This window comes from Citromicrobium bathyomarinum (genome assembly GCF_038594485.1).
GTDB classification, from domain to species: domain Bacteria; phylum Pseudomonadota; class Alphaproteobacteria; order Sphingomonadales; family Sphingomonadaceae; genus Alteriqipengyuania; species Alteriqipengyuania bathyomarina_A.
The window spans coordinates 139,272-165,653 of record NZ_JBCFZG010000006.1 but is presented as its reverse complement, the minus strand read 5'-3'; the positions used below and the strand labels follow the sequence as shown (position 1 = coordinate 165,653).

Genomic DNA, 26,382 nt, shown 5'->3' with positions numbered 1-26,382 from the left:
GAGGGTGACGATGCGGCGGCTGTTGCGATTGCTATTGGGGTTGGCGGTATCGGCGCTCCTGGCGGGGACGGCTTCTGCACAGGACGCGCCGGATCCCGGGCAGCGTCTCGAACTGTGGCAGGGCGGGGTTCCGGGACATGAAGACCGCGCGAGCATCCCCGAGGAATCGCGCGACTACTGGACGAAGTCGATCAACAATCCCTCGCTGCGCTATTTCGCGGCGTTGCCCGAGCGGCGCACCGGTGCGGCGGTCATCATCATGCCGGGCGGTGCGCACGAATTCCTCGTCACGACGACAGAGGGCACCGACGTAGCCCGCTGGTTCGCGCAGCGCGGCGTTGCCGCCTTCGTGCTCAGCTATCGGCTCTCCCGGCAGGCGGGTTATCCCTGGACGATTACCGATTCGCGCCAGGACGCGGAGCGCGCCGTCCGCCTGCTCCGCTCGCGCGCCGGGGAGTTCGGGATCGACCCGAAGCGGATCGGGGTGATGGGCTTCTCCGCCGGAGGAGAGCTTGCCCGCATGACGCTGCTCAGCCCGCCGGTCGCGCCTCCGGGTTCGGGTGATGCGATCGACCAGCTATCTTCGCAGCCCGATTTCGGCATCCTCGTGTTTCCCGGCCCGCTCAAGGGTGACATCGAGACGATCACTGCGGATTCGCCCCCGCTGCTGCTGTCTGCCGCCAACGACGACGAATGCTGTGCGCAGCCGGTGGTGGATGTGTTCGACGCCTATCGCGCGGCTGGGGCCTCGGTAGAGCTGCACATGTATGCCGCGGGAGGCCACGCCTACAATATGGGCGAGGCGACACCCTCCGTCTCGCTGCGCCACTGGCCCGAACGGATCATCGACTGGATGACCGATCGCGGGCTGCTGCTGCCGTCAGGCGCGGAATCCGCGCCCTAATCGAAGATCGACAGGTCGAGCGGTTCGGACGGTCCGAACCAGACCACGTGATGCGTGTGATCGGCCAGGTCGTCGCCGCTCAGTCCGTGCGCGAAAATGGTCAGATCGCCGCGCTCGCTGGTGGCCCATGGCGCGAAGGCCCCGAATTTTTCTGGCGTGAGCGACAGCTGGCAACTGCCACGGGGGTGCGGGCCGACCGGCCTTTCGTGGAAATGGCCGACGCCGCAGCGAAACAATTCGCGTGCGCGCACGGCGAAGGCTCGCGCCGCCTCGATCTCATCGGGGTGGAAATAGATGTGGGCGTGAAACCCTCTGAGCGTCATGATCCGTTACCTTGCTGGCGCGGCACGCGCCCGTCAGCCCTCAGGTAAGGTGTAGCGCAGGCAATAGTAGTGCTTGCCCTCGCGGATATCGATCTTCAGCGATCCGCGAAGGCCCGTGAGCGCGCCTGTGCCCGAATCCGGCACCACGCTGATCGTCAGCGCGGGCGATCCGGCAGCGAGTAGCCCGCTGTGCTGCAAGGCGAAGCTCCCCTGACGACCGTCAAGCGTCCCTGTGACGAGCTCCATGGCGACGTAGCCAGCCGACCCGTCGACAGGCGTGCGGACGGCGAGCATCTGGCCGCTGGCCTTGCCTACCAGATCGCCCGAATAGCTCTTGGTCAGCGCCACGCTGTCGATACCTGCGGCTGCGCTTTCCAGCGGCGTCATGGCCACGGAAAATTCGCCCTGCGCAGTCGCTTCCCCTTCAGCGGTAGCCTCGACGGCGCAGAATGCCACCGGTGCCTCTTCGGGCGCTGGCAATTGTGCCGATACGCCGCTGCCCGCCAGCAGGCTTGCAAACAGAGATAATGCGACCCTGCCAATGGTCATCAGAACGCATCCTTCGCGGCACGCAGCGCGGCGAAGGTGGCCGCGGGCGTATCGCCGCCCCAGCGCGCCTGCATCGCGGGCGCATCCGCGCGCAGGAAGGGGTTGGTCTCCAGCTCGCGCCCCAGCTGCGTGGGCACGGTTGGTTCGTCCTTCGCGCGTTTGGCATCGATCTCGCGCGCATATGCTTGCAGCGCTTCGTTATCGGGATCGGCATGGAGCGCGAACCGGGCATTGGCTGCCGTGTACTCGTGCGCGCAGTAGAGCGTGGTGTCGGGCGGCAGCGCCTTTACCCGCTCGAGGCTGTCCCAGAACTGTTGGGGCTCGCCCTCGAACATCCGCCCGCAGCCAAGCGCGAATACGCTGTCGCCGACGAAAGCGATGCCGTCGCCCGGCAGGTGGTAGGCGATATGACCGTTCGTGTGGCCCGAGACGTCGATCACCTTCGCGACGTGGGCGCCCAGCGTTACCTCGTCACCATGCGCGACCACGCGGTCGATCGGGCTGATCCGCTCGACTTCCTGAGGGGCGATGACCTGCGCCCCCGTCGCCTCGACAATGGCCTTGTTCCCGCCGGCATGGTCGGGGTGCCAGTGCGTGTTCCAGATGGCGGTGATCCGCCAGCCTTTCGCCTCGGCCTGGCTGAGGTATTCGCCGCCATCGGGCGTGTCGATCGGGGCGGTCTCCCCGCTGTCGGGATCGTGCAGCAGGAAGCCGTAATTGTCGGACAGGCAGGGGAACTGGTGGATTTCGAGCATCGCGCTCCTTCTCCGTCAGGCGATCAGTAGATGGTCGCGTCGAGCCGCGCGGGCTCTCCGTCGCGTTCGTAGAGTTGCACGCGGACCAGCACATCGCGGTCGACGATCTTCTTCGCCATCCCATCGGTCAGGTTGCCGTTGGCGACCATCTCTTCGATCTTGTCGCGATTGGCAGCATCGCCGAACAGCGGATCGGTCTCGTCGGCATCCTGCTTCACGCCGCGCGCGTGGAAATTGGCGCGGTCCTCGCGCAGCACCTGCCACGCTTCGGTCAGCCGGTTGCCCGAAGGATCGGTGTGGTCCGGCCCGTAGAGAAAGGCCTTGTATTCGCCGACCAGCTTTACCGGGCTGCGCGTTGCTTCTGCGGGCGCAGGGGTCGCCTCCGCTTCGTCCGCCCCGGCATTGGTAGCAGCGTCGTTACAGCCACCCAGCATGGCGGTGGCGGCTAGCAGGGCGATGCCTGCGCAATGTGTGATGTTTCGCATAGCCGCAGCCTAGGCGTATCGAGCGGATACGAAAAGGCCCGCCTGCCGTGTGGCAAGCGGGCCTTTCCAATGACGCACTAAGCGCTGCTGGCTTAGTCTTCGTTCTTCTTGAGCGCTTCGCCCAGGATGTCGCCGAGCGACGCGCCCGAGTCGGCCGAACCGTACTGCTGCACGGCCTGCTTCTCTTCGGCGATCTGGTATGCCTTGATCGAGAAGGTCGGCTTCTTGCTGCGGTCGAATCCGGTGACCATTGCGTCGATCTTCTGGCCCGCCTGGAAGCGATCCGGACGCTGCTCGTCGCGGTCGCGGCCGAGGTCCGAACGCTTGATGAAGCCGGTCGCGCCGTCGTCGCCAACCTGCACTTCGAGGCCGCCATCGCGGACTTCGAGAACGGTGACGGTGACGGTTTCGCCGCGACGCAGCGAACCACCGGCAGCGGCTTCGGTCGGCGCACCCTTTTCGAGCTGCTTCATGCCCAGGCTGATGCGTTCCTTGTCGACATCGACGTCGAGAACGATCGCCTTGACCTCTTCACCCTTGCGGTGAAGCGCCAGCGCGTCTTCGCCCGAGATGCCCCACGCGATGTCGGACATGTGGACCATGCCGTCCACATCGCCATCGAGGCCGATGAACAGGCCGAATTCGGTCGCGTTCTTGACTTCGCCTTCGACTTCGCTGCCCACCGGGTGCTTCTCGGCGAACTCTTCCCACGGGTTGCGCTGGGCCTGCTTGAGGCCGAGCGAGATGCGGCGCTTTTCGGAATCGACTTCCAGCACCATGACTTCGACTTCCTGCGAGGTCGAAACGATCTTGCCCGGGTGGACGTTCTTCTTGGTCCAGCTCATTTCCGAAACGTGGACCAGGCCTTCGATGCCCGGCTCGACTTCGACGAAGGCGCCGTATTCGGTGATGTTGGTCACCTGGCCCGTCAGCTTCATGCCGACCGGGTACTTGGCGGCAACGCCATCCCACGGATCGCTTTCGAGCTGCTTCATGCCCAGGCTGATGCGCTGCGTTTCGGCATTGATGCGGATGATCTGCACGGTCACGGTCTGGCCGATTTCGATCACTTCGCTGGGGTGGTTGACCCGCTTGTAGCTCATGTCGGTGACGTGGAGCAGGCCGTCGATGCCGCCCAGATCCACGAAGGCGCCGTAATCGGTGATGTTCTTGACCACACCGTCGACAACCTGGCCTTCGGCCAGATCGTTGATCAGTTCGCTGCGCTGTTCGGCGCGCGTTTCTTCAAGCACGGCGCGGCGCGAAACCACGATGTTGCCGCGGCGGCGATCCATCTTGAGGATCTGGAAGGGCTGCGGCTGGTCCATCAGCGGGGTGACGTCGCGCACGGGGCGGATGTCGACCTGGCTGCCGGGCAGGAAGGCCACGGCGCCGTCGAGGTCGACGGTGAAGCCACCCTTCACGCGGCCGAAGATGCGGCCTTCGACGCGCTTGCCTTCGCCGAATTCGCTTTCGAGGCGATCCCACGCGGCTTCGCGGCGGGCGCGGTCGCGGCTGAGCATCGCTTCGCCATCGGCATTTTCGACGCGGTCGACGAAGACTTCGACTTCGCTACCGACTTCGAGGCCATGCTCGTCGTCGTTGCGCATGAATTCGCGCAGGTCCACGCGGCCTTCGCTCTTCAGGCCGACATCGATCAGCGCCATGCCGTTTTCGATGGCCGTGACGGTGCCCTTGACGACGCGGCCTTCGAAACCGCCATCATCGGCATCGCCGAGTTGTTCGTTGAGAAGCGCTTCGAAATCGTCGCGCGTCGGGTTGGCTGCAGTTGCCATAGGGTACTGGTTCCTAGTTCACATTTGCTACCGGCCACCGGTTGTCCGGGGTCTTTACCCGTCTGCCTGCACACCATTGCGCGGGCCGTACGGGGCAAGAGGGCCGTGTTCCGCGCGAGGCCGAATGCCACCGCGCAGGTTCGTCGAATCCAATAGATCGCGAGAACGGCGGGCAGGTACGCGCGATCCCCCGAAAATGCAAGCAAAAGCGCGTATTGGGTGGCCGCAGGGTGCCGCTCGACCCGGTTTCCCATGGCTGTTCGCGTTGGCCGCCATGAACCCGTCGCGGATCGTTACAGTTTCTTATCTGTTTTCAGTCACTAAGGTTCGATGATCGAAGAACCTAAGCCTTCACGGGGCGGATGCAGCGGGTGCCAGGCACCCGAACACACCTTTTCTATCGCGATGGCATTCCAGCCGATCGTGGATTGCGAGACAGGGGCTGCCTTCGCCTACGAAGCGCTGGTACGCGGCGAGAACGGGGAGAGTGCGCAGTGGGTGCTGTCGCAGGTGGACGAGCGAACCCGCTACGCCTTCGACCAGCAATGCCGGGTCGCTGCGATCAAGGGCGCGGTGGAGGCCGGTATCCTCGACACCGACGCCAGGCTTTCGATCAATTTCCTGCCGAACGCGGTCTATTCACCGCTGGCCTGTATCCAGCTCACGCTGAAGACGGCACGGGAATGCAATTTTCCCACGGATCGCCTGATGTTCGAACTCACCGAGAACGAGCGGATAGACGACACCGACCATGTCCGCAAAATCGTCGAAACCTACAGGAGCATGGGTTTCAGCACGGCGATCGACGATTTCGGTGCGGGCCATTCCGGTCTCGGGCTGCTGGCGAGGATTCAGACCGACTACATCAAGCTCGACATGGAGCTCATCCGCGGGATCGATAGCTCTGGACCGCGTCGTATCATTGTGGAGGGCATCGCGCGCACTTCCCAGCGGCTCGGCATCACGGTGATTGCCGAAGGGATCGAGACGATCGACGAGTGGCATACGCTCCGGCTCCTCGGCATTCGCTATTGCCAGGGCTATCTCTTCGCCAAGCCGGGATTCCGCACGATCCCCACAGTGGACCTGCCGATAGAGATCGGGTCCGCGCGCGCCGTGGCCTGATCGCCTAGCGCGGGCCCCCTCGCGCATTTTCGACCACTTCGATCGCAGCGGTAATGGACGCGGTCTTGTCCAGCGCCGTCGTATCGAGAACGAAGGCGTCGCTGGCAGGCTTCAGGGGAGCGTCCTTGCGGTTCATGTCCCGCTCGTCGCGGCGTTCGATCTGCTCGCGTACCTCCGCCCGGGTGATATCGCGCCCTTGCGCCTGCATTTCGGCAAAGCGCCGATCCGTTCGCGCGTCGAGCGAGGCGGTCACGAACAGCTTCACCTCCGCATCGGGGCAGATCACCGTGCCGATATCGCGCCCGTCGAGCACCGCGCCGCTTTCCTGCCGTGCGAAGGCGCGCTGGCGCTCGAGCAAGGCTGCGCGCACTTCGGGATGGATCGAGACGCGGCTGGCAAGGCCCCCGATCGCTTCGCTGCGCAGTTCCGGGTCGGATAGCAGGCTGTCCGGAAAGTCCGCCGCTGCCAGCGCATCGCCTGAATTGTCCGGGTCGGCGCCCGCCAGCTGCACCTGCCTCCCGACCGCGCGGTAAAGCAGGCCGGTGTCGAGATGCGGCAGGCCGAAATGCGCGGCGATCGCGCTGGCGATCGTGCCCTTGCCGCTGGCGGTGGGGCCGTCGACGGCAATGATCATGGCGCGTCGTGCCTTGCCAGCCACGCGCGCAGGATCGCCTCGCTTTCCATCGGGCGGTCGGTCAGGAAGCCGTGCGCGGCACCCGGAACCACGCCGAATTCGGCGCCCGGCGTCATCCGCACATAATCCTCTACCGTATCGATCCGGGCCTCGTCGTACTGGCCGATCAGGAACAGCGTGCGCGAACCGTCGATCCTGGCGAGCAGCGGGACGGCGTCGTAGGTCTTCAGCGATCCCTTGGAGCGGAACTCGCTCGGCCCCCACATTTCGTTGTAGATCACCGGATTGAAGCCCCGGCCGCCGATCTCGCGGGAGTAGGCGCGCGCCGCCTCGCTTGCCGGTTCGCGGCGGTTGAACTGCGCGTAGAAGGCGCTGGTGGCCCTCGAGCATTGCTCTTCGGAAGGCGGGGTGGCGGTTTCGCACGCCGCGATGGTCTGCTGGACATCCTGGGGCAGTTCCTCGAGCAGGAGATTGGCGTCGGCGATCCAGCGTTCGGTGTTGATGTAGGTCCCGCCAAGAACGGTCGAGGCGACATGCTGCGGGTATATCGCGGCGTATTCCAGCGCGATCGCCGATCCCCAGCTGTGGCCGACCACGTGCCAGCGTTCGATGCCGAGCGTTTGGCGGATCGTTTCCAGTTCGTCGACGAACCGCTCGACCCGCCAGTTCGCGGGATCATTGGGGCGGTCGGACTTCCCGCTGTCGAGCTGGTCGTAGAGGATCACCGCGCGCTCGTCTGCCAGCCCGAGCATGGAGGCGAGGCCGTTATGCGTGCCGCCGGGGCCGCCGTGGAGGAACACCACCGGCGGCGCGGCGTCGAGATCGCCGTTGACGCGCACGTACACGTTGCCGCCTTCGACGGGCACCATCAGCTCCCGGTCGGGCGCGGCATAAGCTTCCACCGCGACGGCTGGAATTGCGGCAGGTGCAGTCTCGGCCGGAGGTATCGTGGCGCAGCCCGACAGGGCGAGCGCGGCGGCCGCGAGGAGGGTTCTGATCATGGCTGTTGCGCGCCTTTCCTTTCGCGGATCGCCTTGGCGATGCCCCACAGGGCGATTGCCGCCCAGAAGCCTTCGAGCACGAGGCTGGGCAGGTTGGTGTGGACCAGCAGGCTGACGGTCAGCAGCGCCGCGCCCGCCAGATTGGTGCCGTGGAGGATGAAGGGGTTCGGTGCCTTGCTGAAGGTCAGGTAGGCGTAGGCCCCGATAATGCAGGCCATGCCAACGAAGCCGACGAGCGAATAAATGTCCATTGTCACCTTATCCTCCCCCGCCCGGGGAGAGGGAGATTGGGGGTATCGCAATCATCGCGTCGCCCCGTCGAGCAGCGCCATGAAATTGGGGAAGCTGGTCGCGATTGGGGAGGTGTCGTCGACGTCCACACCTTCACGGCTGACGAGGCCGGCGACTGCCATGCTCATCGCGATGCGGTGGTCGAGGTGGGTCGCGACCGGGCCGCCACCGGGCAGCGGCTCGCCGCCGGTCCCGTGGATCGTCAGCCCGTCCTCGCACTCCTCCACCCGCGCGCCGATGGCTTCCAGCGCGGCGGCCATGGTGGCGAGGCGGTCGCTTTCCTTGACCCGCAGCTCTTCCAGCCCGCGCGTGACCGTGGTGCCCTGTGCCAAAGCAGCGGCCACGAACAGCACGGGGAATTCGTCGATCATGCTTGGGGCGAGTGCGGGGTCGACTTCGATCCCCTTGAGCGGCGCATGGCGCACGCGCAGGTCCGCGACCGGCTCGCCGCCGACTTCGCGCACATCGACCTCCTCGATATTCGCGCCCATCGCGCGCAGCACGCCGACCAGGCCGGCGCGGGTCGGGTTCATGCCGACATTGCGGATCGTCAGGTCGCTCCCCTCGACCAGCGTGGCGGCGACCATGAAGAATGCGGCGGAGGAGGGATCGCCGGGCACGGTGATGTCCTGCGGTCGCAGGTCGGTCTGGCCGGTCAGGCGGATGACCCGCGCGCCGTCTTCTTCGGCGACCTCCAGTTGCGCGCCGAAGCCGCGTAGCATCCGTTCGCTATGGTCGCGTGTCGGCACGGGCTCGATCACGGTGGTGATGCCCGGGGTGTTCAGGCCCGCCAGCAATACCGCGCTTTTCACCTGCGCGCTTGCGACCGGCAGGCGATAGGTGATCGGCACCGCCGGGTGCGCGCCCTCCAGCATCAGGGGAAATCGCCCGCCGGGGCTTGCGGTGAAGCTCGCGCCCATCAGCGAAAGCGGCTCGATCACGCGGCCCATCGGGCGTTTCGACAGGCTTGCATCGCCGGTGAAGCTGGTGGTGATCCCGTGGCTGGCGACCAGGCCCATCAGGAGGCGTGCCGAGGTGCCGCTGTTGCCGCAGTCGATGGCGGATCCGGGTTGCAGCAGCCCGCCAACGCCCACGCCGTTTACGCGCCACTCGCCGTCGCCGAGGCGCTCGACGTCCGCTCCCATCGCGCGCATCGCGGCGGCGGTCGCCAGAACGTCCTCGCCTTCGAGCAATCCGGTGATGTGTGTCTCACCCACGGCGCAGGCACCGAGGAGCAGCGAACGGTGGCTGATCGACTTGTCGCCGGGCACGGCAATCGTGCCGCGCAGGGGGGCGGTGGGGGCGAAGCGATGCGGGGTGGCGGTGGCATTCATGCGCGGGCGGCTTTGACACCGGCATTGGTGCATGGCAAGGCGCGCGCCATTCTTGATTCGGGGCGGCGCGACCCCCAAGTCATCCCAAGCGAAATTCAAAAGAGGCGCGAGCGAACACGGCAGCGCCCGCAACAAGGAACTATCCGACCATGGTCAAACCCGAATGGGGCACCAAGCGTACCTGTCCCAAATGCGGCACGCGTTTCTACGATCTGGGCAACGAAGACCCGGTGACCTGCATCGAGTGTGAGAACACCTGGACGCCGGAGCCGGTGCTCAAGTCGAAGCAGCCGATTCCCTTCGAGGAAGAGAAAAAGAAGAAGGACGACGAGGCCGATAGCGATCTGGCCGATGACGATCTGGAAGATATCGACGTCGATGACGACGATGATTCGCCCGATAACGAGGTCGATCTTGGCGGTGACGACGACCTTGGCGTTGCCAAGTCGAAGGGTGACGACGACGACAAGGACGACACCTGATCGAAGGCAGCGATATTCCGCTTGCAAAGGGGCGCCGTGCTTTCTAAACGGCGCCTCCCATAACCGGCACGGGGCCTTAGCTCAGCTGGGAGAGCGCTACAATGGCATTGTAGAGGTCAGCGGTTCGATCCCGCTAGGCTCCACCACCGGTTTCAAGGATAGTGTTACTATCCGGATTGAGTTTCAGAAGGGGCACCGCCCCGACGCTGGCCGACGAGGTTTCGTCCGCCGGCGTTTTTCGCGTTTATTCCGGTTCTTCGCCGGAAATGGAGTGATCGAGTAGATGTTCGACGCACTGTCGGATCGCCTTGGCAATACCTTCGACCGCCTGCGCGGGCGCGGTGCGCTGCGCGAACAGGACGTGCGCGATGTGATGCGCGAGGTGCGAATTGCGCTGCTCGAGGCCGACGTGGCGCTGCCCGTTGCGCGCGACTTCATCGAGAAGGTCACCGAAAAGGCCGTTGGCGAGGCGGTTCTCAAGTCGGTCACCCCCGGCCAGCAGGTCGTCAAGATCGTCAACGACGAGCTGGTCGCGATGCTCGGCGGCGGCGATGGTGAAGACGGCCACGTTCCGCTGACCCTCGAAGCCAAGCCGCCGGTCGTCATCATGATGGTCGGCCTACAGGGCTCGGGTAAGACGACAAGCACAGCCAAGCTCGCCAAGCTGATCCGCGAGAAGCACGGCAAGAAGGCCATGATGGCCTCGCTCGACGTCAATCGCCCCGCTGCGCAGGAGCAGCTGGCGGTGCTCGGCGAGCAGGCGCAGGTCGATACGTTGCCGATCATCGAAGGCCAGCAGCCGGTCGACATCGCGCGCCGCGCGCTCGAATCGGCGAAGCTGCGCAATGTCGATGTCGTGCTGCTCGATACCGCAGGCCGCCTGCATGTCGACGAAGCGCTGATGGCCGAGATGAAGGCGGTCGCTTCGGTGGCGACGCCGACCGAAGTGCTGCTGGTGGTCGACAGCCTGACCGGTCAGGACGCGGTCAATGTCGCGCAGAGCTTCAGCGACGAAGTCCCACTGACCGGCGTGATCCTTACCCGGATGGACGGCGATGCGCGCGGCGGTGCGGCGCTTTCGATGCGCGCGGTCACCGGCAAGCCGATCAAGTTCGCGGGCGTCGGCGAAAAGCTCGACGCGCTCGAAGCCTTTCACCCGCGCCGCGTTGCCGAACGCATCCTGGGGATGGGCGATGTCGTTTCGCTGGTCGAAAAGGCCGCCGAGACGATCAAGGTCGAAGAGGCCGAGGCACTCGCCAAGCGGATGGCCAAGGGCCAGTTCGACTTGAACGACCTGCGCATGCAGTTGCAGCAGATGCAGAAGATGGGTGGCCTTGGCATGCTTGCAGGCATGATGCCCGGCATGAAGAAGGCCAAGGCTGCGATGCAGGCCAGCGGCATGGACGACAAGGTGCTGGTCCACATGGATGCGATCATGGGCTCCATGACGGCCAAGGAACGGGCCAATCCCGCACTGCTCAACGCCAAGCGCAAGAAGCGCGTCGCGGCGGGCAGCGGCACGCAGGTGCAGGACGTCAACAAGGTGCTCAAGATGCACCAGGAAATGTCCCGCGCGATGAAGCAGATCAAGAAGATGGGCGGGATGAAGGGCCTCGCCGCGATGCTCGGCGGCGGCGGCGGCCTAGGAGGAATGGCTGGCGGCCTTCCCGGCATGGGCGGCGGCAAGGGTGCGCTGCCCGGATTGGACGGTCAGGGCATGGGCGATGTCGACATGAGCAAGCTGCCGCCCGACCTGCAGAAATTACTTCCAAAGAAATAACCAAACCGACTTAGATTTAGACCAAGGACGAACCGAAATGGCTATTGCACTCCGACTTTCCCGTGGCGGCGCCAAGAAGCGCCCCTATTACCGCATCGTTGCCGCCGACTCGCGCTATCCGCGTGACGGACGCTATCTCGAGCAGATCGGCACCTACAACCCGCTGCTCGCCAAGGATGACGAGAAGCGCGTCCAGCTGAACGAAGACCGCGCCAAGTACTGGCTCGGCGTCGGCGCGCAGCCGAGCGACCGTGTCGCCCGCTTCCTCGACGCCGCCGGCATCCGCGAGCGTGCTGCGCGTAACAACCCGAACAAGGCCGAGCCGGGCGAAAAGGCCAAGGAACGCGCCGAAGAAAAGGCCGCCAAGGAAGCCGAAGCCGCCGAAGCGCTGAAGGCCGCCCAGGAAGCTCCGGCCGAGGAAGAGAAGACCGAAGAAGCACCGGCTGAAGAAGCTGCTGCCGAAGCGCCCGCCGAAGACGCTGGCGAAGAAAAGGCCGAAGGCTAAGCTCTCATATGGTCAGATCCGCTCGTGCTGAGCTTCTCGAAGCACCGTCATTTCTTCCTTTGGACGGCGTCAGAAGGGAAGAACGGCCCTTCGACAGGCTCAGGGTGAGCGGATCATGACTGGCAAGGCCTTGGACGAACCCATCACCCTTGCCGCCGTTACCGGTGCGCATGGGGTGGCGGGCGAGGTTCGCCTTAAGCTTTTGGGCGACGGGGTCGAGGCGCTGAAAGCGCACAAGACCTTTAACGCCGCAGAGGGCGGGGGCACGCTGACCCCCACCAAAATCCGCTCCGACAACAAGGGCGGTGCCATCGCGCGATTTGCCGAGGTGCCCGATCGCACCGCAGCAGAAGGCTTGCGTGGCACGCTCTTGACCGTGCCGCGCGATGCGCTGCCTCCGCTCGGGGATGACGAGTTCTACCACGCGGACCTGATCGGGCTGCCGGTCGTCACGACCGACGGGACGGCAATCGGCAGGGTCGTCGAGGTGGCCAATTTCGGCGCAACCGACATCGTCGAGATCGAGCGTGAGCCCGCGCCCGAAAAGGGCATGAAGACCCTGATGGTCCCGCTGATCCCCACCGCCGTGCCCGAGTGGGATGAAAACCGGCTTGTGATCGCGCCAGAATTCGCTGACTAATAGCGCATGTTCGCTATCGTCGGTCTGATCGTATCTCTTGCGTTTGCCCTCGCATTGACGATCGGCATCGCGTTCTTGCTAGACGTCATGGCGCCGAACAGATCCTGGAGGAGCCGGGCAGTCTGGGCGGCACTGATCGCGGCATTCCTGCCGATGTCGCTGCCGATCATTACCATTCTGAGCGAACTGGGCTTTACATCGGAAGCTATAGTACCGGTGGCCGGGCTCATCATCGGTGCGCTGTTCATTGCGGCAGTGGTGTGCTTCCCGGCGGCCTATTTCTTCTCCAAGAAGCGCACAGCGGGGCGGGATCCGGTTTCCAGGACGGTGTTCGACTGATTGCGAAGCCTTGCCGCGGCGGCGGCGTCCGTTGACGAAGCTTGCCGAAGAGCGGCGCGCGGTCCGTCCCAGACTTTCGGAACATCGCGCCCGCCTCGCGCACTGACAGGGCATGACGACATTCAGAAACACGACGAGCCTGCTCTGCGCGCCGCTGCTTCTGCTCGCCTGCGCGGCACCTTCGGACGATGCCGACCAGAGCGGCGACGATATCATAGCGACGCCCGGTGATGTGGAGGAGACCCCGGCAACGGGTACGCGCCCGTCTGGTGAGCCGAGCATGGTGACTGTCGAAGGTCGCGTCGCACAAGGTGTCGAATGCCTGACGCTCAAGACGCCCGATGGAGATACCTGGTCGTTCAATGTCGGCGAGGCAGATTTCGGACCGGGCGACTATGTGCAGATCACCGGAGAAGTCGCCGATGCCAGCTTCTGCCAGCAGGGCAGGGGGACGCTGGTCCCGCAACGGATCGAAGCCAAGGATCCGCCCGCGCGCGATCGCGATCCGGCCCGCGCGGGTGGCCTCGCGGTGACGAGCGCATATGTACAGGGAAACTGGGTGGCCAAGGGGCTGAAGGCGGATTGTACCCGGCCCGATTTCGCGGTTACGCGCAATCGCAACGGCGGCAGCATCATCGAAACCCGCATCAATGGTGTACCTGCAACGGGCTATGTCGACGTCGGCGATACACCTGCGCTGCAATGGGACGAGGGTATCCCCCCTCTGCCGATCGAGACGCGCGGGCCCGATGGTCTGGCAGTAATGCCCGCAGCGGGAGCGAACATTGTTACGCTCGCCGGTCACCGGATCGAAGGCGACGGCGTGGTCTTCGTAAAGTGCGCCGATTGAGGCTGGCCTGCCAGCCCCGACTGCCCGATAGTCGAAGGCGATGGACGCGGAGCAGACAGACCTCTGGCAGCGGCTGGCCGATTACGAGATCGGCCCGCCCGGCGCCGCGTTCACCTTCGCCCAGCGCCTCGCACGCGAGAACCGCTGGAGCGGAGAATATGCCGCGCGCGTCCTCTCCGAATACAAACGCTTCTGCTGGCTGGCGTGCGAAGCAGGGCACGAGGCCACCCCGTCCGACGCGGTCGACCAGGCGTGGCACCTGCACCTGACCTATAGCCGCGACTATTGGGACCGGTTCTGCCCGCAGATCCTGCTCATGCCGCTGCACCACGGGCCGACGGCCGGGGGCACGGCGGAGCGCACGCGCTATTACGATCAATATGCGCAGACGCTTGCGAGCTACGAAGCGCATTTCGGCGAGCCCGCACCGCTCGATATATGGCCCGGCGCGCGGCGGCGTTTCGTGGTCGATCCCCTGAACGCTCGAGTCAATCCGGCAGATGTGCTTATCGTGCCGCGTGGGCTTGCCTATGGTTTGGCCTTGGCAATCGCGATACTGATGCTGGGACTGGTCGCGCTGGCGATCACCTGAGTGGGGGACGCGCAATGAATCTCGGCTTGTCGGAATACGACGCAGGGCAATTCCTTGTCATCTATTCGGCGATGATCGTTTTCGGCTGGCTGATGACGGTGGTCGTCCCGATGATCCTGCGTCCCACCGGCGAACCGGGTGTGCCGCAGACCGTTGGCCAATACGCCGCGCTGGCGAGCGGGAAGGAGCGTTATGCCGAAGCGGTAATGGCCGGGCTGCTGGCCTCCGGACATCTCGAGCTGGAGGGCAAGACCTTCCATGTCCGCAACCGCGATTTGCCGAGGGGCGGGGCGGAAACGCGGCTGCTCTCGCTTGGCGATACCTTCGGCTGGAAGACCTTCGTGCGCGCGATCGACAGCGGGTACGAGGAAGAACGTGACGCGCTGCGCATGGCCGGGCTGCTGACCGGATCGGGCAAGGTGCTGAAGGCGCGGCTGCTGTCGATCGTCCCGATGGTCGTGATTATCCTGTTCGGGCTCTATCGCTTCGACGAGGGCAAGGCGCTGGGCGAGCCGGTCGGTGTGCTAGGTGTCTTGATCGCCGTCGGGCTGGTCGTGATTGTATGGCGGTTGCTGGCGGGCATCCGCCGCACGCGCGAGGGCGACCGGGCGATGCGCGACGCGCGGCAGGACCACCTTGGGCTAAAGCGCGCGCCGACCCGCGACGAGATGGCGCTCGGCGTCGCAATCTTCGGCACTGCCGTGCTTGCGGGCACGCCGTTCGATCCGCTCCATGCGATGCGCAGCGGCGGCGTCGGCGATTCCAGCCACGCCGGAGGCGATGGCGGATCGGGCTGCGGCGGCGGTGGCTGCGGTGGTTGCGGGGGGTGATTACGCGCGGAGCCCGTTCTGCCTGCTACTCGCAGCGCGATGCGTCAAAGCTACAGATGGCCGGGGCGGATCATCACGGCATCTCTCTTTCCATAGGCGGTCAACCTTGAACTGGCTTACGCTGGCGAGCGTTTCCCAAACAGAATTCGGGTTCGTGGATGACAGATCGCTTTTCTACGATCCCGTGCCTGCCTATATTGTCCTCGTTGCAATGGGCGTCATTGTGGCGATGATCGTCCACGCACTTATTTCCCACTTTGCATGCAAGTTGCCTGGAAAGGTTAGGGTAGTATTGGCGGTTTTGTCGCCAATAACTGCCCTGTATTTAATACGCCTCGCTAATCGATCAAATTATGATGGTTCGTTGAGTGCTGGTCTGGATGATGCGATCTATATCACAGGTGATGAAATCTTGGTCCCATGTGTCATAGTAGCTTCTGCGATTGTCGTTGCAATAATGGAACGAAAATCGAAATCGAATAATTTGCGCTCCCGGTTTAGTGACAATCCTTAATGACCTTCGCTGCCACCGTCCTGACCCTCTACCCAGAGATGTTTCCCGGCCCGCTGGGCGTCAGCCTTGCCGGGCGTGCGCTGCGCGAAGGCGCATGGTCGCTCGACACCGTGCAGATCCGCGACTTTGCGACCGACAAGCATCGTACGGTTGACGATACGCCTGCCGGGGGCGGGGCGGGCATGGTGCTCAAGTGCGATGTGCTGGCGGCGGCCCTGGATAGCGTCACGCAAAAGCCCTCCCTCCTTCAGGGGGGAGGGTTGGGAGGGGGGCTTTCCCCGGGCGAGCCCCTCCAGTGCGATCCTCTGCCCCTCCCCCCGACCTCCTCCCCTGAAGGGGAGGGGGAGAGTAGGCCGATCCCCGTCCTCGCGATGACCCCGCGCGGGAAGCCGATCACGCAGGCGCGCATTCGCGAGATCGCGGAAGGGCCAGGCGTGACCATCCTGTGCGGCCGGTTCGAGGGGTTCGACGAGCGTCTCTTCGAGGCGCGGCCAGAGATCGAGGAAGTCAGCCTTGCAGACATCGTCCTGTCGGGCGGAGAAACCGCTGCAATTGCCATACTCGACGCTTGCATTCGGCTGCTTCCGGGAGTAATGGGCGCGGCTTCAAGCGGGACCGAGGAGTCGTTCGAGGACGGACTTCTGGAATACCCGCACTACACCCGACCTCAGGAATGGGAAGGGCGCACGATCCCCGAAGTGCTGCGATCGGGGGATCATGCGAAGATCGCGGCGTGGCGAAAGCAACGCAGCGAAGAGATGACACGGTTACGCAGGCCGGATTTGTGGGAGCGTCACACTGGTGCTCCGGTCCAGTCTGCCTCTGGCGCGCAGCGAGAAACGAAGGACCAGGACCAATGAACCTGATTCAGCAGCTCGAAGCCGAAGCGATTGAAAACCTCGGCAAGGATATTCCTGACTTCCGCCCCGGCGACACCGTTCGCGTCGGCGTGAAGGTCGTCGAAGGTACGCGCGAGCGTATCCAGAACTTCGAAGGCGTGGTGATCGCGCGTTCGAACCGCGGCATGGGTTCCAACTTTACCGTTCGCAAGATGAGCTTCGGCGAAGGTGTGGAGCGTGTGTTCCCGCTCTACTCGCCGATCGTCGACAGCCTGACCGTGGTTCGCCGCGGTGTCGTGCGCCGTGCGAAGCTCTACTACCTGCGTGGCCGCACCGGTAAGAGCGCGCGTATCGCCGAACGCCGCGACAACCGGCCTGCGAAGGGCGAAAAGACCAACGCGTAAGCGCGTCTTTTCCGATCACGAATTGCAAAAGGGCGGTCCCGACGGGCCGCCCTTTTTCGTTGTGGACTTGCCAATTTCGATCGTCGTTGCGAGGAGCATAAGCGACGAAGCAATCCAGGGCGCAACAGTCGGACATATCGGCCGGTCGGACCCTGGATCGCCGCGCGACCTTTCAGGTCGCTCGCGATGACGATTGAGAGGATATCGCAAATGCGCCACCTGCTTGCTGCCGCCGCCGTTCTGGCCCTTGCAACCCCGCTCGCGGCACAGGAGAGCGATGGTATGACTGCCCAGGCTACCCAGGCTACCGACCTTTCCCTCGAACGGGTTTTCGCCAGCCCCAGCCTCAATGGACCAAGCCCGCGCGGCGCGAAGCTTTCGCCCGACGGCCGGTATCTTACGCTTCTGCGCAACCGCGAAGACGACAAGGACCGCTACGACCTGTGGGGCTTCGACCGCGAGACCGGCGAGTGGACGATGCTGGTGGACAGCGAGAAGCTGAGTTCGGGCCGCGAACTTTCCGAAGACGAGAAAATGCAGCGAGAGCGCGCACGCGTCGGCAACCTCAAGGGCATCATCTCCTATCAGTGGAATGCGGACAGCAAGGGGGTGCTCGTCCCGCTCGATGGCGATCTCTACCTCGCGAAGCTCGATGGAACGGTCACCCAGCTGACCGATACCGAGGAAAGCGAACTCAACCCGAAGCTGAGCCAGGAAGGCGGCTACGTTTCCTTCGTCCGCGACCGGCAGCTGTGGGTCGCGCCGATCGGGGGCGATGCGCATCCGATCACCCCGAAAGAGGGCGATCTGATCCGCTGGGGCGAGGCGGAATTCGTCGCGCAGGAAGAAATGGACCGCCTCACCGGCTACTGGTGGTCGCCCGACGACAGCCGCATCGCCGTGCAACGGACCGATGAAAGCCCGGTCGGCGTGGTCACGCGCGCTGCGATCGGTGCGACTGGCACCAAGACTTTCGACCAGCGCTACCCCGCGGCGGGCACCGACAACGCGATTGTCGAGCTGTACGTGATGGACCCCGATGGTCAAAGCCGGGTCAAGGTGGACCTGGGCGACAACACGGACATTTACCTCGCGAGGGTCGACTGGGCGCCCGATGGCACGCTCTACGTCCAGCGTGAGAACCGCGATCAGTCCAAGCTGGACCTGCTGCGGGTCGACCCCAAGACCGGCAAGAGCAGCGTCGCGCTGAGCGAGCATGCCGCGAAAGACTCGTGGATCAACCTGTCGAACAATTACCGCTTCCTCGACGATGGATCGCTGATCTGGTGGTCTGAGCGCGACGGCTTCGGCCATCTCTACCACATCGTCTTCGGTAGGGACGGGACGCCGGGCGAGACCACCGAGCTGACCAGCGGCGATTTCGTGGTCACCGATCTGGTGGGCGTCGACCAGCAAGAAGGGCGCGTGTTTTTCACCGCCAATGCCGACGACGTGCTGGAAATGCAGGTCTATTCGGTTCCGTTGACTGGGGGTGAGCGCAAGCGGCTGACCGAGCTCGGTTATTCCAATGGCGCCGGGATGGACGGCAAGGGCAAGACCCTGCTGATCGGGCGTTCGGGGCAGGATCAGCCACCGCAATCCTACCTCGCCGATGCTTCAGGCAACCGCCTGACCTGGGTCGAGGAGAATGCACTCGACGCGGATCATCCCTACGCGCCGTACCTTGCCAGCCAGGTCGAGCCGGAGTTCGGCACGGTTCAGGCAGAAGACGGGACCGAGCTGCACTGGATGATGCTGAAGCCCGAAATGGAGCCGGGCAAGCGCTATCCGGTGTTCTTCTCGCACTACGGCGGCCCCGGCCCTCAGACGGTAACCCACGGGTGGACCGGCGCCTTGGCGCAGGCGGTCGTCGACAAGGGCTATATCTGGTTCCAGCTCGACAATCGCGGATCTGCCAATCGCGGCGTCGCTTTCGAACAGCCGATCTACCACGCGATGGGCGGGGTCGAAGTGCGCGACCAGAAGAAGGGTGCGGAGTACCTCAAGTCGCTCGACTTCGTCGATCCGGACAAGATCGCGATCTATGGCTGGTCCTACGGCGGTTACATGACGCTCAAGCAGCTGGAGGCCGATCCCGGGCTCTACGCGGCGGGCATCTCGGGCGCACCGGTGACAAAGTGGGAGCTTTACGACACCCACTACACCGAACGCTACATGGGCGATCCGCGCAAGGTGCCCGAAGCCTATGAGAAGGCAAGCGCGATCCCGGATGCGACCGACATCGCCGATCCGCTGCTGCTGGTGCACGGCCTGGCCGACGACAACGTGGTGTTCGAGAATTCCTCCGCGCTGATCGCCACGCTTCAGGAAGGCAACGTGCCGTTCGAGATGATGCTCTATCCCGGATACACGCACCGCGTGTCGGGCGAAAACATCAGCCCGCATCTGTGGAACACGATCTTCCGCTTCCTCGAAAGCCACGGGGTGACGCCGCCCGAATAATTGCGTTTCGCGCAATTGAGCGGGACCATTTTTCGCTGCGCCTTCGTTATGTCAGCAATCCGCAGGCACGGGCGAAGGGCAGCGAATGGCCGAGAAGTCAGATCATTCCGCGAGGGGCGACAAGGACAAGCTGAGCCTGAACGCCGCCTGGTCGATGGCGGTTGGCGGGATGATCGGCGGCGGCATCTTCGCGACGCTCGGCGTGGTATTCACCGTCGCCGGGCAGCTTGCGTGGCTGAGCTTCGTGATCGGCGGCGCAATCGCGCTGCTGACCGCCTTCAGCTACGCCAAGCTGACGGTGCACCACAAGGAATCGGGCGGGGTTTACCTGTACTTGCGCGAGGAAGGGCACATCGCGGCGGCGCGGGTCGCCGTGTGGGCGCTGTTGATTGGTTATACGCTGACGGTCGCGGTCTACGCCTACACCTTCGGGGCCTATCTTTCGGAAGCGCTCAATCTCGGCAGCTGGGTCCGTCCTACGGCAGCGGTGGTAATCATCGCGGTGCTGTGCGGGGTGAACCTGCGCGGTGTGAACGAGAGCGCGGGGCTGGAAATCTTCGTCGTGTGGGCCAAGCTGGTCATCCTGCTGGTGCTCGCCGTGATCGGTTTGATCCACTGGGCGCCTGCGCAACTGGAGCCGAGCCATAGCCTTGGCGCTGGCGAGAGCGGGCTGCTGGGCGCGGTCGTGGGCGCAGCCAGCGTGTTCATGGCCTACGAGGGTTTCCAGCTGCTGAGCTACGACTATGAGGAAATGCGCGATCCCGACCGCAACGTGCGCCACGGCATGATCTGGGGCGTGATCGGGGTGATTGTGATCTACGTCCTGGTTACGCTGGGCGTTGCCATGCTGGTGGGCGCGAACGAGATCATCAAGGATGGCGAGGTATCGCTGGCGGTTGCTGGGCGTGCGGCGGCGGGCGAGCCAGGGTTTATCGCCGTGACAGTGGCAGCGGTATTCTCCACCGCGTCGGCGATCAACGCGACGGTATTCTCGGCCGCCCGGCTGGCACACCGTGCAGGCGAGCATGGCGCCTTGCCCAGCGTGTTCGAGCGGACCATCGGCAAGAACGTGCCCTGGGCCGCAATCGTGCTGATTTCCGGCGTAGCTGCGCTGCTGGCGCTGTTCGGCGGGCTCGATCCGTTGGTGAAAGCGGCCAGCTTCGTGTTCCTGGCGGTGTTTGCGACCGTCAACTTCTTCGCCGCCCGGCTCGACGACAAGAATACCTGGGTCGGCGGGCTCGGCTTCGCCGGGGCAATAGCGGCTGCGATCGTCCTGCTGCTGCATATGGTGGGTGTGTTGTAAAAGGGCTGGATTGACAGCGAAGCCGATAGAGGTGTGAAGGTCCTCACCGGAGCGGGGTAAGAATGAGCGGCAGTCAGCAGGGACGCGAGGGCCAGCTTGGCCTTGCAGCAGTGTGGGCGATTGCGGTCGGCGGGATGGTCGGCGGCGGGATCTTCTCCACGCTGGGGGTGGTCATCTCCAGCGCCGGGCACTGGGCTGCGCTCAGCTTCGTGCTTGGCGGGCTGGTCGCCTACGCCACCGGCCACAGCCTCGCCGCGCTGACCGTCGAAAAGGACGAGGCGGGCGGCATCTACACCTTCCTGCGCGATCTCAAGTTCACCCGGCTCGCCCGCGTGTCTGCTTGGGTGCTGCTGGCAGGCTATGTGCTGACCTGCGCGGTCTATGCCTACACCTTCGGGGCCTATCTGGGTCAGGCCGTCGGCGGGACTGCGTGGCTTCCCCCGGCGATGGCCTCCGCCGTGATCCTGGCCATGACCGCGATCAACCTGCGCGGGGCGGGGCAGGCGGCGGGGGTCGAGATTGCCATCGTGGCGATCAAGCTCGCCATCCTTGCCGCGCTGGCCGCGTTCGGCCTCTCTCAGTTCGAGGTGGACAAGCTTTCCATCGCCCAACAACCGGGCCCCATCGGCATCGCAATCGGCGCAGCATCGGTGTTCATGGCTTACGAAGGGTTCGAACTGCTCGCCTACGACTATGACGAGATGAAGGACCGCAAGCGCCTGATGCGCCGGATCATGCCGCTCGCCATCGGCAGCGCTGCGCTCATCTATGTGCTGGTCGCGCTGGCGGTGCCGATGCTGACGGGCACGAAGGCGGTGATCGCGGTCGGCGAAGTGGCGCTGTCGCGCGCGGGGCAGGCGGCGCTCGGCACGCCCGGCCTGATCGCGGTGACGATTGCTGCGGCGCTTTCGACCGCGAGCGCGATCAACGCCACGCTGTTCAGCTCTGCCCGGCTGGCACGTGAAGTGGCGAGGGACGGCGCCTTGCCGAGCGCGCTCGGGCGCGAGAATGCCGAAGGGTCGCCCTACTGGGCGGTGCTGCTGCTTGCGGCAGGCGCACTCGCGCTGGCGGTGATGGGCGGGCTCAGCGGGCTGGTGAGCGGGGCGAGCGTGGTCTTCCTGCTGGTGTTCGGCACGCTCAACGCGCTCGCGATGAAGGAAAATGTCGGGCACCGCTGGATCACCGTGCCCGGTACGCTGCTGGCATTCGGCGCGATCGTCGTGCTGATCCTGCATATGCTCGGCGCAATTTGAGCAAGAAATGCCGCCGCCTCTAGAACTTACCCAGTGGCCTAACGTTCTTTGTCACTTCTCCTTCGATACAAAGCGAATAATCCTCGCGCGGTAGAGGGAGAGGCCGACATGAAATTCCTTGGAATGGTCGCGATGGTAGCAGCAGCTTCCAGCGCGCAAGTCGCCGGAGGGCTGATCGACTACAGCTGGGGAATGACGCCCGCACAAGTGCTGGAGCATTCCAAGGGAACCTTGAAAGAAGGCAGAAGCGGGAGCGGCTTCATAGACTTTCGCGAATACGGTAACGGCATCGACTACAAGGTCGGCAACGTAGGCACGATCACGATCTTCGACCGCACCATGGATACAGGTTTTTATTACAGCGACGGAAAGCTGGGCCAGATCAGAACCTACCTGAAAGAAGCCTGCCCGGATTTCCGCTTCAAGCTGAAGGCGCGCTATGGCGAGCCGACCAAGTAATCGGATTACCCCAGCGGTTATTACGCAACCTGGATCGACGCGGCGTCGAAGACCGAAATCAGGCTCATGGCCAGTACCGATTGCAGGGTCTTCCTGGTCAGGAAAGATTGACGCGCACTGCACCCAACCAATTCTATCTGCTCCGTGAGCGGAAATGACCGACAATCGCTTGCGGCGTGGCGCGCTTGGCCCCATGTGGCAGTGCAGCACGCACAGGAGTGATTGATGGGTTACAAGGTCGCCGTTGTCGGCGCGACGGGCAATGTCGGGCGCGAAATGATGCAGGTTCTGGCGGAACGCGAGTTCCCGATCGACCAGATCGTGGCGCTGGCCAGCTCGCGCAGCCAGGGCACCGAGATCGAATTCGGCGACACCGGCAAGATGCTCAAGTGCAAGAACCTCGAGCATTTCGACTTCACCGGCTGGGACATCGCGCTGTTTTCCGCCGGTGGCACCATTGCCAAGGAGTACGCGCCGAAGGCGGCCGCGGCGGGCTGCGTGGTGATCGACAATTCCTCGCACTACCGGATGGACCCGGACGTGCCGCTGATCGTGCCCGAGGTGAACCCCGACGCGATCGACGGCTACACCGCGAAGAACATCATCGCGAACCCGAACTGCTCGACCGCCCAGCTGGTCGTCGCGCTGAAACCCCTGCACGATGCTGCCGGGATCAAGCGCGTCGTCGTCTCGACGTACCAGTCGGTCTCGGGCGCGGGCAAGGAAGGCATGGACGAGCTGTTCCAGCAGAGCCGCGCGATCTTCGTCGGCGATCCGGTGGAGCCTGCCAAGTTCACCAAGCAGATCGCGTTCAACGTGATCCCGCATATCGACGTCTTCCTCGACGATGGATCGACCAAGGAAGAATGGAAGATGGTGGTCGAGACCAAGAAGATCCTCGACCCCAAGATCAAGCTGACCGCCACCTGCGTGCGCGTGCCGGTGTTCGTGGGCCACTCCGAAGCTGTGACGATCGAGTTCGAGCGTGAGATCACCGCCGAACAGGCGCAGGACATTCTGCGCGAGGCGCCGGGCATCATGCTGGTCGATAAGCGCGAGGACGAAGGCTACATCACCCCGGTGGAAAGCGTGGGCGACGGCGCGACCTATATCAGCCGCGTGCGCGAAGACCCGACGGTCGAGAACGGTCTCAACCTGTGGTGCGTTTCCGACAACCTGCGCAAGGGTGCGGCACTCAACGCCGTGCAGATCGCCGAACTGCTGGGCCGCCGTCACCTCAAGAAGGGGTAGGCGATGCTCGGCCCCGATCCCGAACAGCAGCGCCGCATGGCGGGCGAGATGGATCGCTCGATCGAGCAGATAGAGCGCGAGACGTCCGCTTTCTTCGTGCGGCTGGTGGGGCGCTGGGCGGTGCGCTGGGCAGTTGTCTTCGCAGTGATTTTTCTGCTGACGCAGAGCGTCGACTGGCTCGACTGGCTGTGGTGGATCGCGGTGCCCATCGCAGTCATCTCGCTGGCCGCTCCGCTGCTGCTGCGCCGGTTCCTCACGAACCGGCTGGAGCGGGTGCGCGGGCAGATGGGCGGGATGGGAGAAACCATCGACGGTTCCTGGCATGAGGCATCGGGCACTGCCCGCTATGATCCGCCGCGCAACGCGGACGGCGAGCCTGCGGGTGTCATCATAGACCAGCGGGTCTCCGAGACGACGCCCGACAACAAAGACGACAGCTTGTGAAGCATGCGGAGCTGGGGCAGTGTCCGCGCGGGTTCTAGCTCCAGGAGAGTGACATGATGGCGCGTTTCGGATTTGCTTTTGCTGGCGTGGCAGCTCTCGCTCTGGCGGCGTGCCAGCAGTCCGACGAGGCCTCGCAGCCCCCCGAGCCTGTGACCGAAGACCAGATCGCGGCGCAGACGCCCAATGCGCCGAGCGACCGCCCGATCAACCTGATTGCCGACGGTCTCGTGATCGCTGCGCCCGAGGCAGGCGGCGATGCGACGATCCTGAATTTTGGCGACAAGCAGGAATCCGTTGTGGAAGCGCTGACGATGATCTTCGGCGGCCCGCAGTTCGGCACGAACGAAGAGTGCGGCGCTGGCCCGATGGAATACGCCAACTACGACAAGTTCGTCGCTCACTTCCAGGACGACCGCTTTGTCGGCTGGATGGTCAACGGGCCGAGCGATCGGGCCAATTTCAGCGGACCGGACGGCGTCAAGCTGGGCATGTCGGCCGCGGACCTGCGCAAGCTGGGGACCTTCGAGGCGTTGACGGACAGCACCCTTGGCGAGGAATTCATGATCGGCGATGGCGAACTCGCCATCTCGGGCCTGATCGAGGATAATCAGGTTTCGGTCTTGTGGGGCGGGGAGACCTGCAATTTCCGCTGAGCGCAGCTAGCGCAGCTAGCGCGGCCCCGCGCTGGGCGATGCCTTGCGCATCAGGAATACCAGCGGAATGGCGGCCAGCGCCATCCACATCATCAGGTAGAAATCGTCGATATAGGCGATCATCGCGGCCTGCCGGTTGACCTCCGCATCGATCATCGAAAGGACCGCTTCGCCCGCAGACTGATAGCGATCGACCATCGAGATATCGACCGCGTTGACCGTTGCCGAGGTGACGTGGCTGCCGATATCCGAATGGGCGGTCTGGATGTTCTTGGCGAGCAAGACGGTGGTGACCGAGATCCCCGCCGAGGCGCCGATAGACCGCACCAGGTTGAGCAGGCTCGACCCGTCGGTGCGCAGCCGCCCGGGCAGGGTCGAGAACGCGGTGACATTGAGCGGGATGAATACGAGTCCCAGGCCGAGGCCCTGGACCAGCCCGGTCGTAATGAAATGCCACTCGTCTGCTGCAAGCGACCAGCCCGCCATCATCCACTGCGAATAGGCGGCGATCGCAAAGCCGGTGCCCACGATGATCCGCGAGTCGAACCCGCGACGCATCAGCAGGCCCGATAGCTGCATGCTCAGCATCACGCCGACCCCGCGTGGCATCAGCACGATGCCCGTATCTATCACGCCGTAGCCAAACAGGCGCTGCAGCATCGGCGGGAGCAGTGCCATGTTGGCGAACATCACCACCCCGATGACGAGCATGAAGATGAGCGCGATCACGAAGTTGCGGTCGGCGAAGATGGCCGTGTCGAACAGCGGCTCGCGCCCGGTCGCGAAGTGGATCACGGCGATCCAGGCGGCGCTTCCCATCAGAATGGCATACAGCCATATCTCGGCCGACTGGAACCAGTCGAGCTGCGATCCGCGGTCGAGCATGAGCTGGAGCGACGCGAGCGCAACCCCCAGCATCACGAACCCGAACAGGTCGAACTTGCGTGCCTTCGCTTCGCGGTGCGGCAGCTCGAGCAGCAGAACCGCCAGAGCCACCGCCCCGACGGGCAGGTTGACGTAGAACACCCAGCGCCAGTTCACGCTCTCGGTCAGCCAGCCGCCAAGAATGGGCCCCAGGATCGGCCCGATCATGATGCCGAGCCCCCAGATCGCCATCACCTGCGGGTGGCGGCTGGGCTTCGAGGTATCGAGCATGAAGCTTTGGCTGAGCGGCGGGATAAACGCCCCGCTGACGCCCTGAAGCGCACGGAACAGCACCATCTCGCCAAGGTTCTGCGCCATGCCGCACATCATCGATGCAAGAATGAACCCCACGACGGAGAAGATGAAGAGGCGTTTCGCGCCGACCCGGTCGCTCAGCCAGCCGGTCGCAGGCATCGCGACCGCGCTGGCGATGATGTAGCTGGTCAGCACCCACGTCACGCTCTCTGCGGTCGCGCCTAGGCTGCTCTGCATATGCGGGATCGCAACGTTGGCGATCGTCGTGTCGAGCACCTGGATCAGCGATGCGGCCATGATCCCGACCATCAGCAACGGCTGGTTGCGGGCTACCAGTGCCGGCTGGTCTTCGGCCGGATCGGCACCGGCGGCAGGAGAGGCAGGTCGGGCGGCGATGGCCATGGC

30 protein-coding genes and 1 tRNA gene are annotated in these 26,382 nt (G+C 64.4%); 21 read left to right on the top strand and 10 right to left on the bottom strand.

The features are described from left to right. Positions 1–10 precede the first annotated feature (10 nt). The gene (locus AAG591_RS12025) at positions 11–904 is read left to right on the top strand and encodes an alpha/beta hydrolase (RefSeq protein ID WP_342531575.1); all 894 of its coding nucleotides are present in this window, start codon (positions 11–13) and stop codon (positions 902–904) included. Here AAG591_RS12025 and AAG591_RS12020 read toward each other — a convergent pair. The 5 genes from AAG591_RS12020 to rpsA all read right to left on the bottom strand — a co-directional run bounded on the left by AAG591_RS12020 (position 901) and on the right by rpsA (position 4,812). Then, entirely contained in the window at positions 901–1,227 is a 327-nt protein-coding gene (locus AAG591_RS12020; protein WP_342531574.1) for a DOPA 4,5-dioxygenase family protein, read from the bottom strand. The genes AAG591_RS12025 and AAG591_RS12020 overlap by 4 nt on opposite strands. A gap of 33 nt (positions 1,228–1,260) precedes the next feature. Further along, positions 1,261–1,776, bottom strand: coding sequence for a DUF3224 domain-containing protein (locus AAG591_RS12015; RefSeq protein ID WP_342531573.1), 516 nt, complete (start codon positions 1,774–1,776; stop codon positions 1,261–1,263). Beyond that, on the bottom strand, positions 1,776–2,531 hold the full coding sequence (gene gloB, locus AAG591_RS12010; RefSeq protein ID WP_342531572.1) for a hydroxyacylglutathione hydrolase: 756 nt from the start codon (positions 2,529–2,531) through the stop codon (positions 1,776–1,778). Before gloB ends, AAG591_RS12015 begins: the two co-directional genes overlap by 1 nt. 23 nt (positions 2,532–2,554) lie before the next feature. Beyond that, positions 2,555–3,016 carry a hypothetical protein gene (locus tag AAG591_RS12005; RefSeq protein ID WP_342531570.1) on the bottom strand — a complete coding sequence of 154 codons (462 nt, stop codon included), beginning with the start codon at positions 3,014–3,016 and terminating at the stop codon, positions 2,555–2,557. Between the two features lie 92 nt (positions 3,017–3,108). Continuing rightward, the gene (gene rpsA / locus AAG591_RS12000; protein WP_342531568.1) at positions 3,109–4,812 is read right to left on the bottom strand and encodes a 30S ribosomal protein S1; all 1,704 of its coding nucleotides are present in this window, start codon (positions 4,810–4,812) and stop codon (positions 3,109–3,111) included. Between the two features lie 405 nt (positions 4,813–5,217). Here rpsA and AAG591_RS11995 point away from each other — a divergent pair, with 405 nt between their 5' ends. Further along, positions 5,218–5,937 (top strand): EAL domain-containing protein, encoded by a 720-nt coding sequence (locus AAG591_RS11995; protein ID WP_342531566.1) that lies wholly within the window; start codon positions 5,218–5,220, stop codon positions 5,935–5,937. A gap of 4 nt (positions 5,938–5,941) precedes the next feature. On the opposite strand, the gene AAG591_RS11990 is transcribed toward AAG591_RS11995, so the two are convergent. Genes AAG591_RS11990 through aroA form a run of 4 tightly spaced genes read right to left on the bottom strand, consistent with a single transcriptional unit; the run spans position 5,942 to position 9,197 of the window. Continuing rightward, a complete protein-coding gene (locus tag AAG591_RS11990; RefSeq protein WP_342531565.1) occupies positions 5,942–6,571 on the bottom strand; it encodes a (d)CMP kinase in 630 nt (209 codons plus the stop codon). Then, positions 6,568–7,572: a proline iminopeptidase-family hydrolase gene (locus AAG591_RS11985; protein WP_342531564.1), complete on the bottom strand. Its 1,005-nt coding sequence runs from the start codon at positions 7,570–7,572 to the stop codon at positions 6,568–6,570. The genes AAG591_RS11990 and AAG591_RS11985 overlap by 4 nt, the downstream gene beginning before the upstream one ends. Beyond that, positions 7,569–7,823 carry a CBU_0592 family membrane protein gene (locus AAG591_RS11980; protein WP_342531563.1) on the bottom strand — a complete coding sequence of 85 codons (255 nt, stop codon included), beginning with the start codon at positions 7,821–7,823 and terminating at the stop codon, positions 7,569–7,571. Before AAG591_RS11980 ends, AAG591_RS11985 begins: the two co-directional genes overlap by 4 nt. 51 nt (positions 7,824–7,874) lie before the next feature. Further along, positions 7,875–9,197, bottom strand: a complete 1,323-nt coding sequence (aroA, locus tag AAG591_RS11975; protein ID WP_342531562.1) for a 3-phosphoshikimate 1-carboxyvinyltransferase — start codon at positions 9,195–9,197, stop codon at positions 7,875–7,877. Between the two features lie 149 nt (positions 9,198–9,346). Between aroA and AAG591_RS11970 the strand changes: the two genes are divergently transcribed. The 19 genes from AAG591_RS11970 to AAG591_RS11880 all read left to right on the top strand — a co-directional run bounded on the left by AAG591_RS11970 (position 9,347) and on the right by AAG591_RS11880 (position 24,798). Beyond that, entirely contained in the window at positions 9,347–9,679 is a 333-nt protein-coding gene (locus AAG591_RS11970) for a TIGR02300 family protein (RefSeq protein ID WP_342531561.1), read from the top strand. A gap of 70 nt (positions 9,680–9,749) precedes the next feature. Further along, a tRNA-Ala gene (locus tag AAG591_RS11965) sits at positions 9,750–9,825 on the top strand. 137 nt (positions 9,826–9,962) lie between these two features. Then, positions 9,963–11,459, top strand: coding sequence for a signal recognition particle protein (gene ffh, locus AAG591_RS11960; RefSeq protein WP_342531560.1), 1,497 nt, complete (start codon positions 9,963–9,965; stop codon positions 11,457–11,459). A gap of 37 nt (positions 11,460–11,496) precedes the next feature. Beyond that, on the top strand, positions 11,497–11,964 hold the full coding sequence (gene rpsP, locus AAG591_RS11955) for a 30S ribosomal protein S16 (RefSeq protein ID WP_342531558.1): 468 nt from the start codon (positions 11,497–11,499) through the stop codon (positions 11,962–11,964). Between the two features lie 115 nt (positions 11,965–12,079). After that, positions 12,080–12,604 (top strand): ribosome maturation factor RimM, encoded by a 525-nt coding sequence (rimM, locus tag AAG591_RS11950; protein ID WP_342531557.1) that lies wholly within the window; start codon positions 12,080–12,082, stop codon positions 12,602–12,604. Between the two features lie 6 nt (positions 12,605–12,610). Continuing rightward, the gene (locus AAG591_RS11945) at positions 12,611–12,943 is read left to right on the top strand and encodes a hypothetical protein (RefSeq protein ID WP_342531556.1); all 333 of its coding nucleotides are present in this window, start codon (positions 12,611–12,613) and stop codon (positions 12,941–12,943) included. Positions 12,944–13,055: 112 nt separating this feature from the next. Continuing rightward, positions 13,056–13,793 carry a DUF5818 domain-containing protein gene (locus tag AAG591_RS11940; RefSeq protein WP_342531555.1) on the top strand — a complete coding sequence of 246 codons (738 nt, stop codon included), beginning with the start codon at positions 13,056–13,058 and terminating at the stop codon, positions 13,791–13,793. Positions 13,794–13,833: 40 nt separating this feature from the next. Then, complete coding sequence (locus AAG591_RS11935; protein WP_342531554.1) at positions 13,834–14,385, top strand: glycine-rich domain-containing protein; 552 nt, start codon at positions 13,834–13,836, stop codon at positions 14,383–14,385. Between the two features lie 14 nt (positions 14,386–14,399). Further along, positions 14,400–15,215, top strand: a complete 816-nt coding sequence (locus AAG591_RS11930; protein ID WP_342531553.1) for a TIGR04222 domain-containing membrane protein — start codon at positions 14,400–14,402, stop codon at positions 15,213–15,215. 106 nt (positions 15,216–15,321) lie between these two features. Further along, entirely contained in the window at positions 15,322–15,729 is a 408-nt protein-coding gene (locus AAG591_RS11925; protein WP_342531552.1) for a hypothetical protein, read from the top strand. Beyond that, positions 15,729–16,589, top strand: coding sequence for a tRNA (guanosine(37)-N1)-methyltransferase TrmD (trmD, locus tag AAG591_RS11920; protein WP_342531551.1), 861 nt, complete (start codon positions 15,729–15,731; stop codon positions 16,587–16,589). The genes AAG591_RS11925 and trmD overlap by 1 nt, the downstream gene beginning before the upstream one ends. After that, positions 16,586–16,972, top strand: a complete 387-nt coding sequence (gene rplS, locus AAG591_RS11915; RefSeq protein WP_342531549.1) for a 50S ribosomal protein L19 — start codon at positions 16,586–16,588, stop codon at positions 16,970–16,972. Before trmD ends, rplS begins: the two co-directional genes overlap by 4 nt. Positions 16,973–17,182: 210 nt before the next feature. Next, positions 17,183–19,435, top strand: coding sequence for a S9 family peptidase (locus AAG591_RS11910; RefSeq protein WP_342531547.1), 2,253 nt, complete (start codon positions 17,183–17,185; stop codon positions 19,433–19,435). Between the two features lie 85 nt (positions 19,436–19,520). Next, positions 19,521–20,738, top strand: coding sequence for an APC family permease (locus tag AAG591_RS11905; protein ID WP_342531546.1), 1,218 nt, complete (start codon positions 19,521–19,523; stop codon positions 20,736–20,738). Positions 20,739–20,800: 62 nt separating this feature from the next. Continuing rightward, positions 20,801–21,991, top strand: a complete 1,191-nt coding sequence (locus tag AAG591_RS11900; protein WP_342531545.1) for an APC family permease — start codon at positions 20,801–20,803, stop codon at positions 21,989–21,991. A 108-nt stretch (positions 21,992–22,099) separates the two neighbouring features. Next, a complete protein-coding gene (locus AAG591_RS11895; RefSeq protein ID WP_342531544.1) occupies positions 22,100–22,450 on the top strand; it encodes a hypothetical protein in 351 nt (116 codons plus the stop codon). Between the two features lie 225 nt (positions 22,451–22,675). Next, positions 22,676–23,701, top strand: coding sequence for an aspartate-semialdehyde dehydrogenase (locus AAG591_RS11890; protein ID WP_342531543.1), 1,026 nt, complete (start codon positions 22,676–22,678; stop codon positions 23,699–23,701). Positions 23,702–23,704: 3 nt separating this feature from the next. Further along, on the top strand, positions 23,705–24,145 hold the full coding sequence (locus tag AAG591_RS11885) for a hypothetical protein (RefSeq protein ID WP_342531542.1): 441 nt from the start codon (positions 23,705–23,707) through the stop codon (positions 24,143–24,145). A gap of 53 nt (positions 24,146–24,198) precedes the next feature. Beyond that, complete coding sequence (locus tag AAG591_RS11880) at positions 24,199–24,798, top strand: hypothetical protein (RefSeq protein WP_342531541.1); 600 nt, start codon at positions 24,199–24,201, stop codon at positions 24,796–24,798. Between the two features lie 15 nt (positions 24,799–24,813). Here AAG591_RS11880 and AAG591_RS11875 read toward each other — a convergent pair whose 3' ends face one another. After that, positions 24,814–26,379: a DHA2 family efflux MFS transporter permease subunit gene (locus tag AAG591_RS11875; protein ID WP_342531539.1), complete on the bottom strand. Its 1,566-nt coding sequence runs from the start codon at positions 26,377–26,379 to the stop codon at positions 24,814–24,816. Positions 26,380–26,382: the final 3 nt, after the last annotated feature.

Bases quoted from the DNA above. Each gene is read 5' to 3' on its own strand.
- AAG591_RS12025 (WP_342531575.1), top strand. From the start codon at position 11: ATGCGGCGGCTGTTGCGATTGCTATTGGGGTTGGCGGTATCGGCGCTC.
- AAG591_RS12020 (WP_342531574.1), bottom strand. From the start codon at position 1,227: ATGACGCTCAGAGGGTTTCACGCCCACATCTATTTCCACCCCGATGAG.
- AAG591_RS12015 (WP_342531573.1), bottom strand. From the start codon at position 1,776: ATGACCATTGGCAGGGTCGCATTATCTCTGTTTGCAAGCCTGCTGGCG.
- gloB (WP_342531572.1), bottom strand. From the start codon at position 2,531: ATGCTCGAAATCCACCAGTTCCCCTGCCTGTCCGACAATTACGGCTTC.
- AAG591_RS12005 (WP_342531570.1), bottom strand. From the start codon at position 3,016: ATGCGAAACATCACACATTGCGCAGGCATCGCCCTGCTAGCCGCCACC.
- rpsA (WP_342531568.1), bottom strand. From the start codon at position 4,812: ATGGCAACTGCAGCCAACCCGACGCGCGACGATTTCGAAGCGCTTCTC.
- AAG591_RS11995 (WP_342531566.1), top strand. From the start codon at position 5,218: ATGGCATTCCAGCCGATCGTGGATTGCGAGACAGGGGCTGCCTTCGCC.
- AAG591_RS11990 (WP_342531565.1), bottom strand. From the start codon at position 6,571: ATGATCATTGCCGTCGACGGCCCCACCGCCAGCGGCAAGGGCACGATC.
- AAG591_RS11985 (WP_342531564.1), bottom strand. From the start codon at position 7,572: ATGATCAGAACCCTCCTCGCGGCCGCCGCGCTCGCCCTGTCGGGCTGC.
- AAG591_RS11980 (WP_342531563.1), bottom strand. From the start codon at position 7,823: ATGGACATTTATTCGCTCGTCGGCTTCGTTGGCATGGCCTGCATTATC.
- aroA (WP_342531562.1), bottom strand. From the start codon at position 9,197: ATGAATGCCACCGCCACCCCGCATCGCTTCGCCCCCACCGCCCCCCTG.
- AAG591_RS11970 (WP_342531561.1), top strand. From the start codon at position 9,347: ATGGTCAAACCCGAATGGGGCACCAAGCGTACCTGTCCCAAATGCGGC.
- ffh (WP_342531560.1), top strand. From the start codon at position 9,963: ATGTTCGACGCACTGTCGGATCGCCTTGGCAATACCTTCGACCGCCTG.
- rpsP (WP_342531558.1), top strand. From the start codon at position 11,497: ATGGCTATTGCACTCCGACTTTCCCGTGGCGGCGCCAAGAAGCGCCCC.
- rimM (WP_342531557.1), top strand. From the start codon at position 12,080: ATGACTGGCAAGGCCTTGGACGAACCCATCACCCTTGCCGCCGTTACC.
- AAG591_RS11945 (WP_342531556.1), top strand. From the start codon at position 12,611: ATGTTCGCTATCGTCGGTCTGATCGTATCTCTTGCGTTTGCCCTCGCA.
- AAG591_RS11940 (WP_342531555.1), top strand. From the start codon at position 13,056: ATGACGACATTCAGAAACACGACGAGCCTGCTCTGCGCGCCGCTGCTT.
- AAG591_RS11935 (WP_342531554.1), top strand. From the start codon at position 13,834: ATGGACGCGGAGCAGACAGACCTCTGGCAGCGGCTGGCCGATTACGAG.
- AAG591_RS11930 (WP_342531553.1), top strand. From the start codon at position 14,400: ATGAATCTCGGCTTGTCGGAATACGACGCAGGGCAATTCCTTGTCATC.
- trmD (WP_342531551.1), top strand. From the start codon at position 15,729: ATGACCTTCGCTGCCACCGTCCTGACCCTCTACCCAGAGATGTTTCCC.
- rplS (WP_342531549.1), top strand. From the start codon at position 16,586: ATGAACCTGATTCAGCAGCTCGAAGCCGAAGCGATTGAAAACCTCGGC.
- AAG591_RS11910 (WP_342531547.1), top strand. From the start codon at position 17,183: ATGCGCCACCTGCTTGCTGCCGCCGCCGTTCTGGCCCTTGCAACCCCG.
- AAG591_RS11905 (WP_342531546.1), top strand. From the start codon at position 19,521: ATGGCCGAGAAGTCAGATCATTCCGCGAGGGGCGACAAGGACAAGCTG.
- AAG591_RS11900 (WP_342531545.1), top strand. From the start codon at position 20,801: ATGAGCGGCAGTCAGCAGGGACGCGAGGGCCAGCTTGGCCTTGCAGCA.
- AAG591_RS11895 (WP_342531544.1), top strand. From the start codon at position 22,100: ATGAAATTCCTTGGAATGGTCGCGATGGTAGCAGCAGCTTCCAGCGCG.
- AAG591_RS11890 (WP_342531543.1), top strand. From the start codon at position 22,676: ATGGGTTACAAGGTCGCCGTTGTCGGCGCGACGGGCAATGTCGGGCGC.
- AAG591_RS11885 (WP_342531542.1), top strand. From the start codon at position 23,705: ATGCTCGGCCCCGATCCCGAACAGCAGCGCCGCATGGCGGGCGAGATG.
- AAG591_RS11880 (WP_342531541.1), top strand. From the start codon at position 24,199: ATGATGGCGCGTTTCGGATTTGCTTTTGCTGGCGTGGCAGCTCTCGCT.
- AAG591_RS11875 (WP_342531539.1), bottom strand. From the start codon at position 26,379: ATGGCCATCGCCGCCCGACCTGCCTCTCCTGCCGCCGGTGCCGATCCG.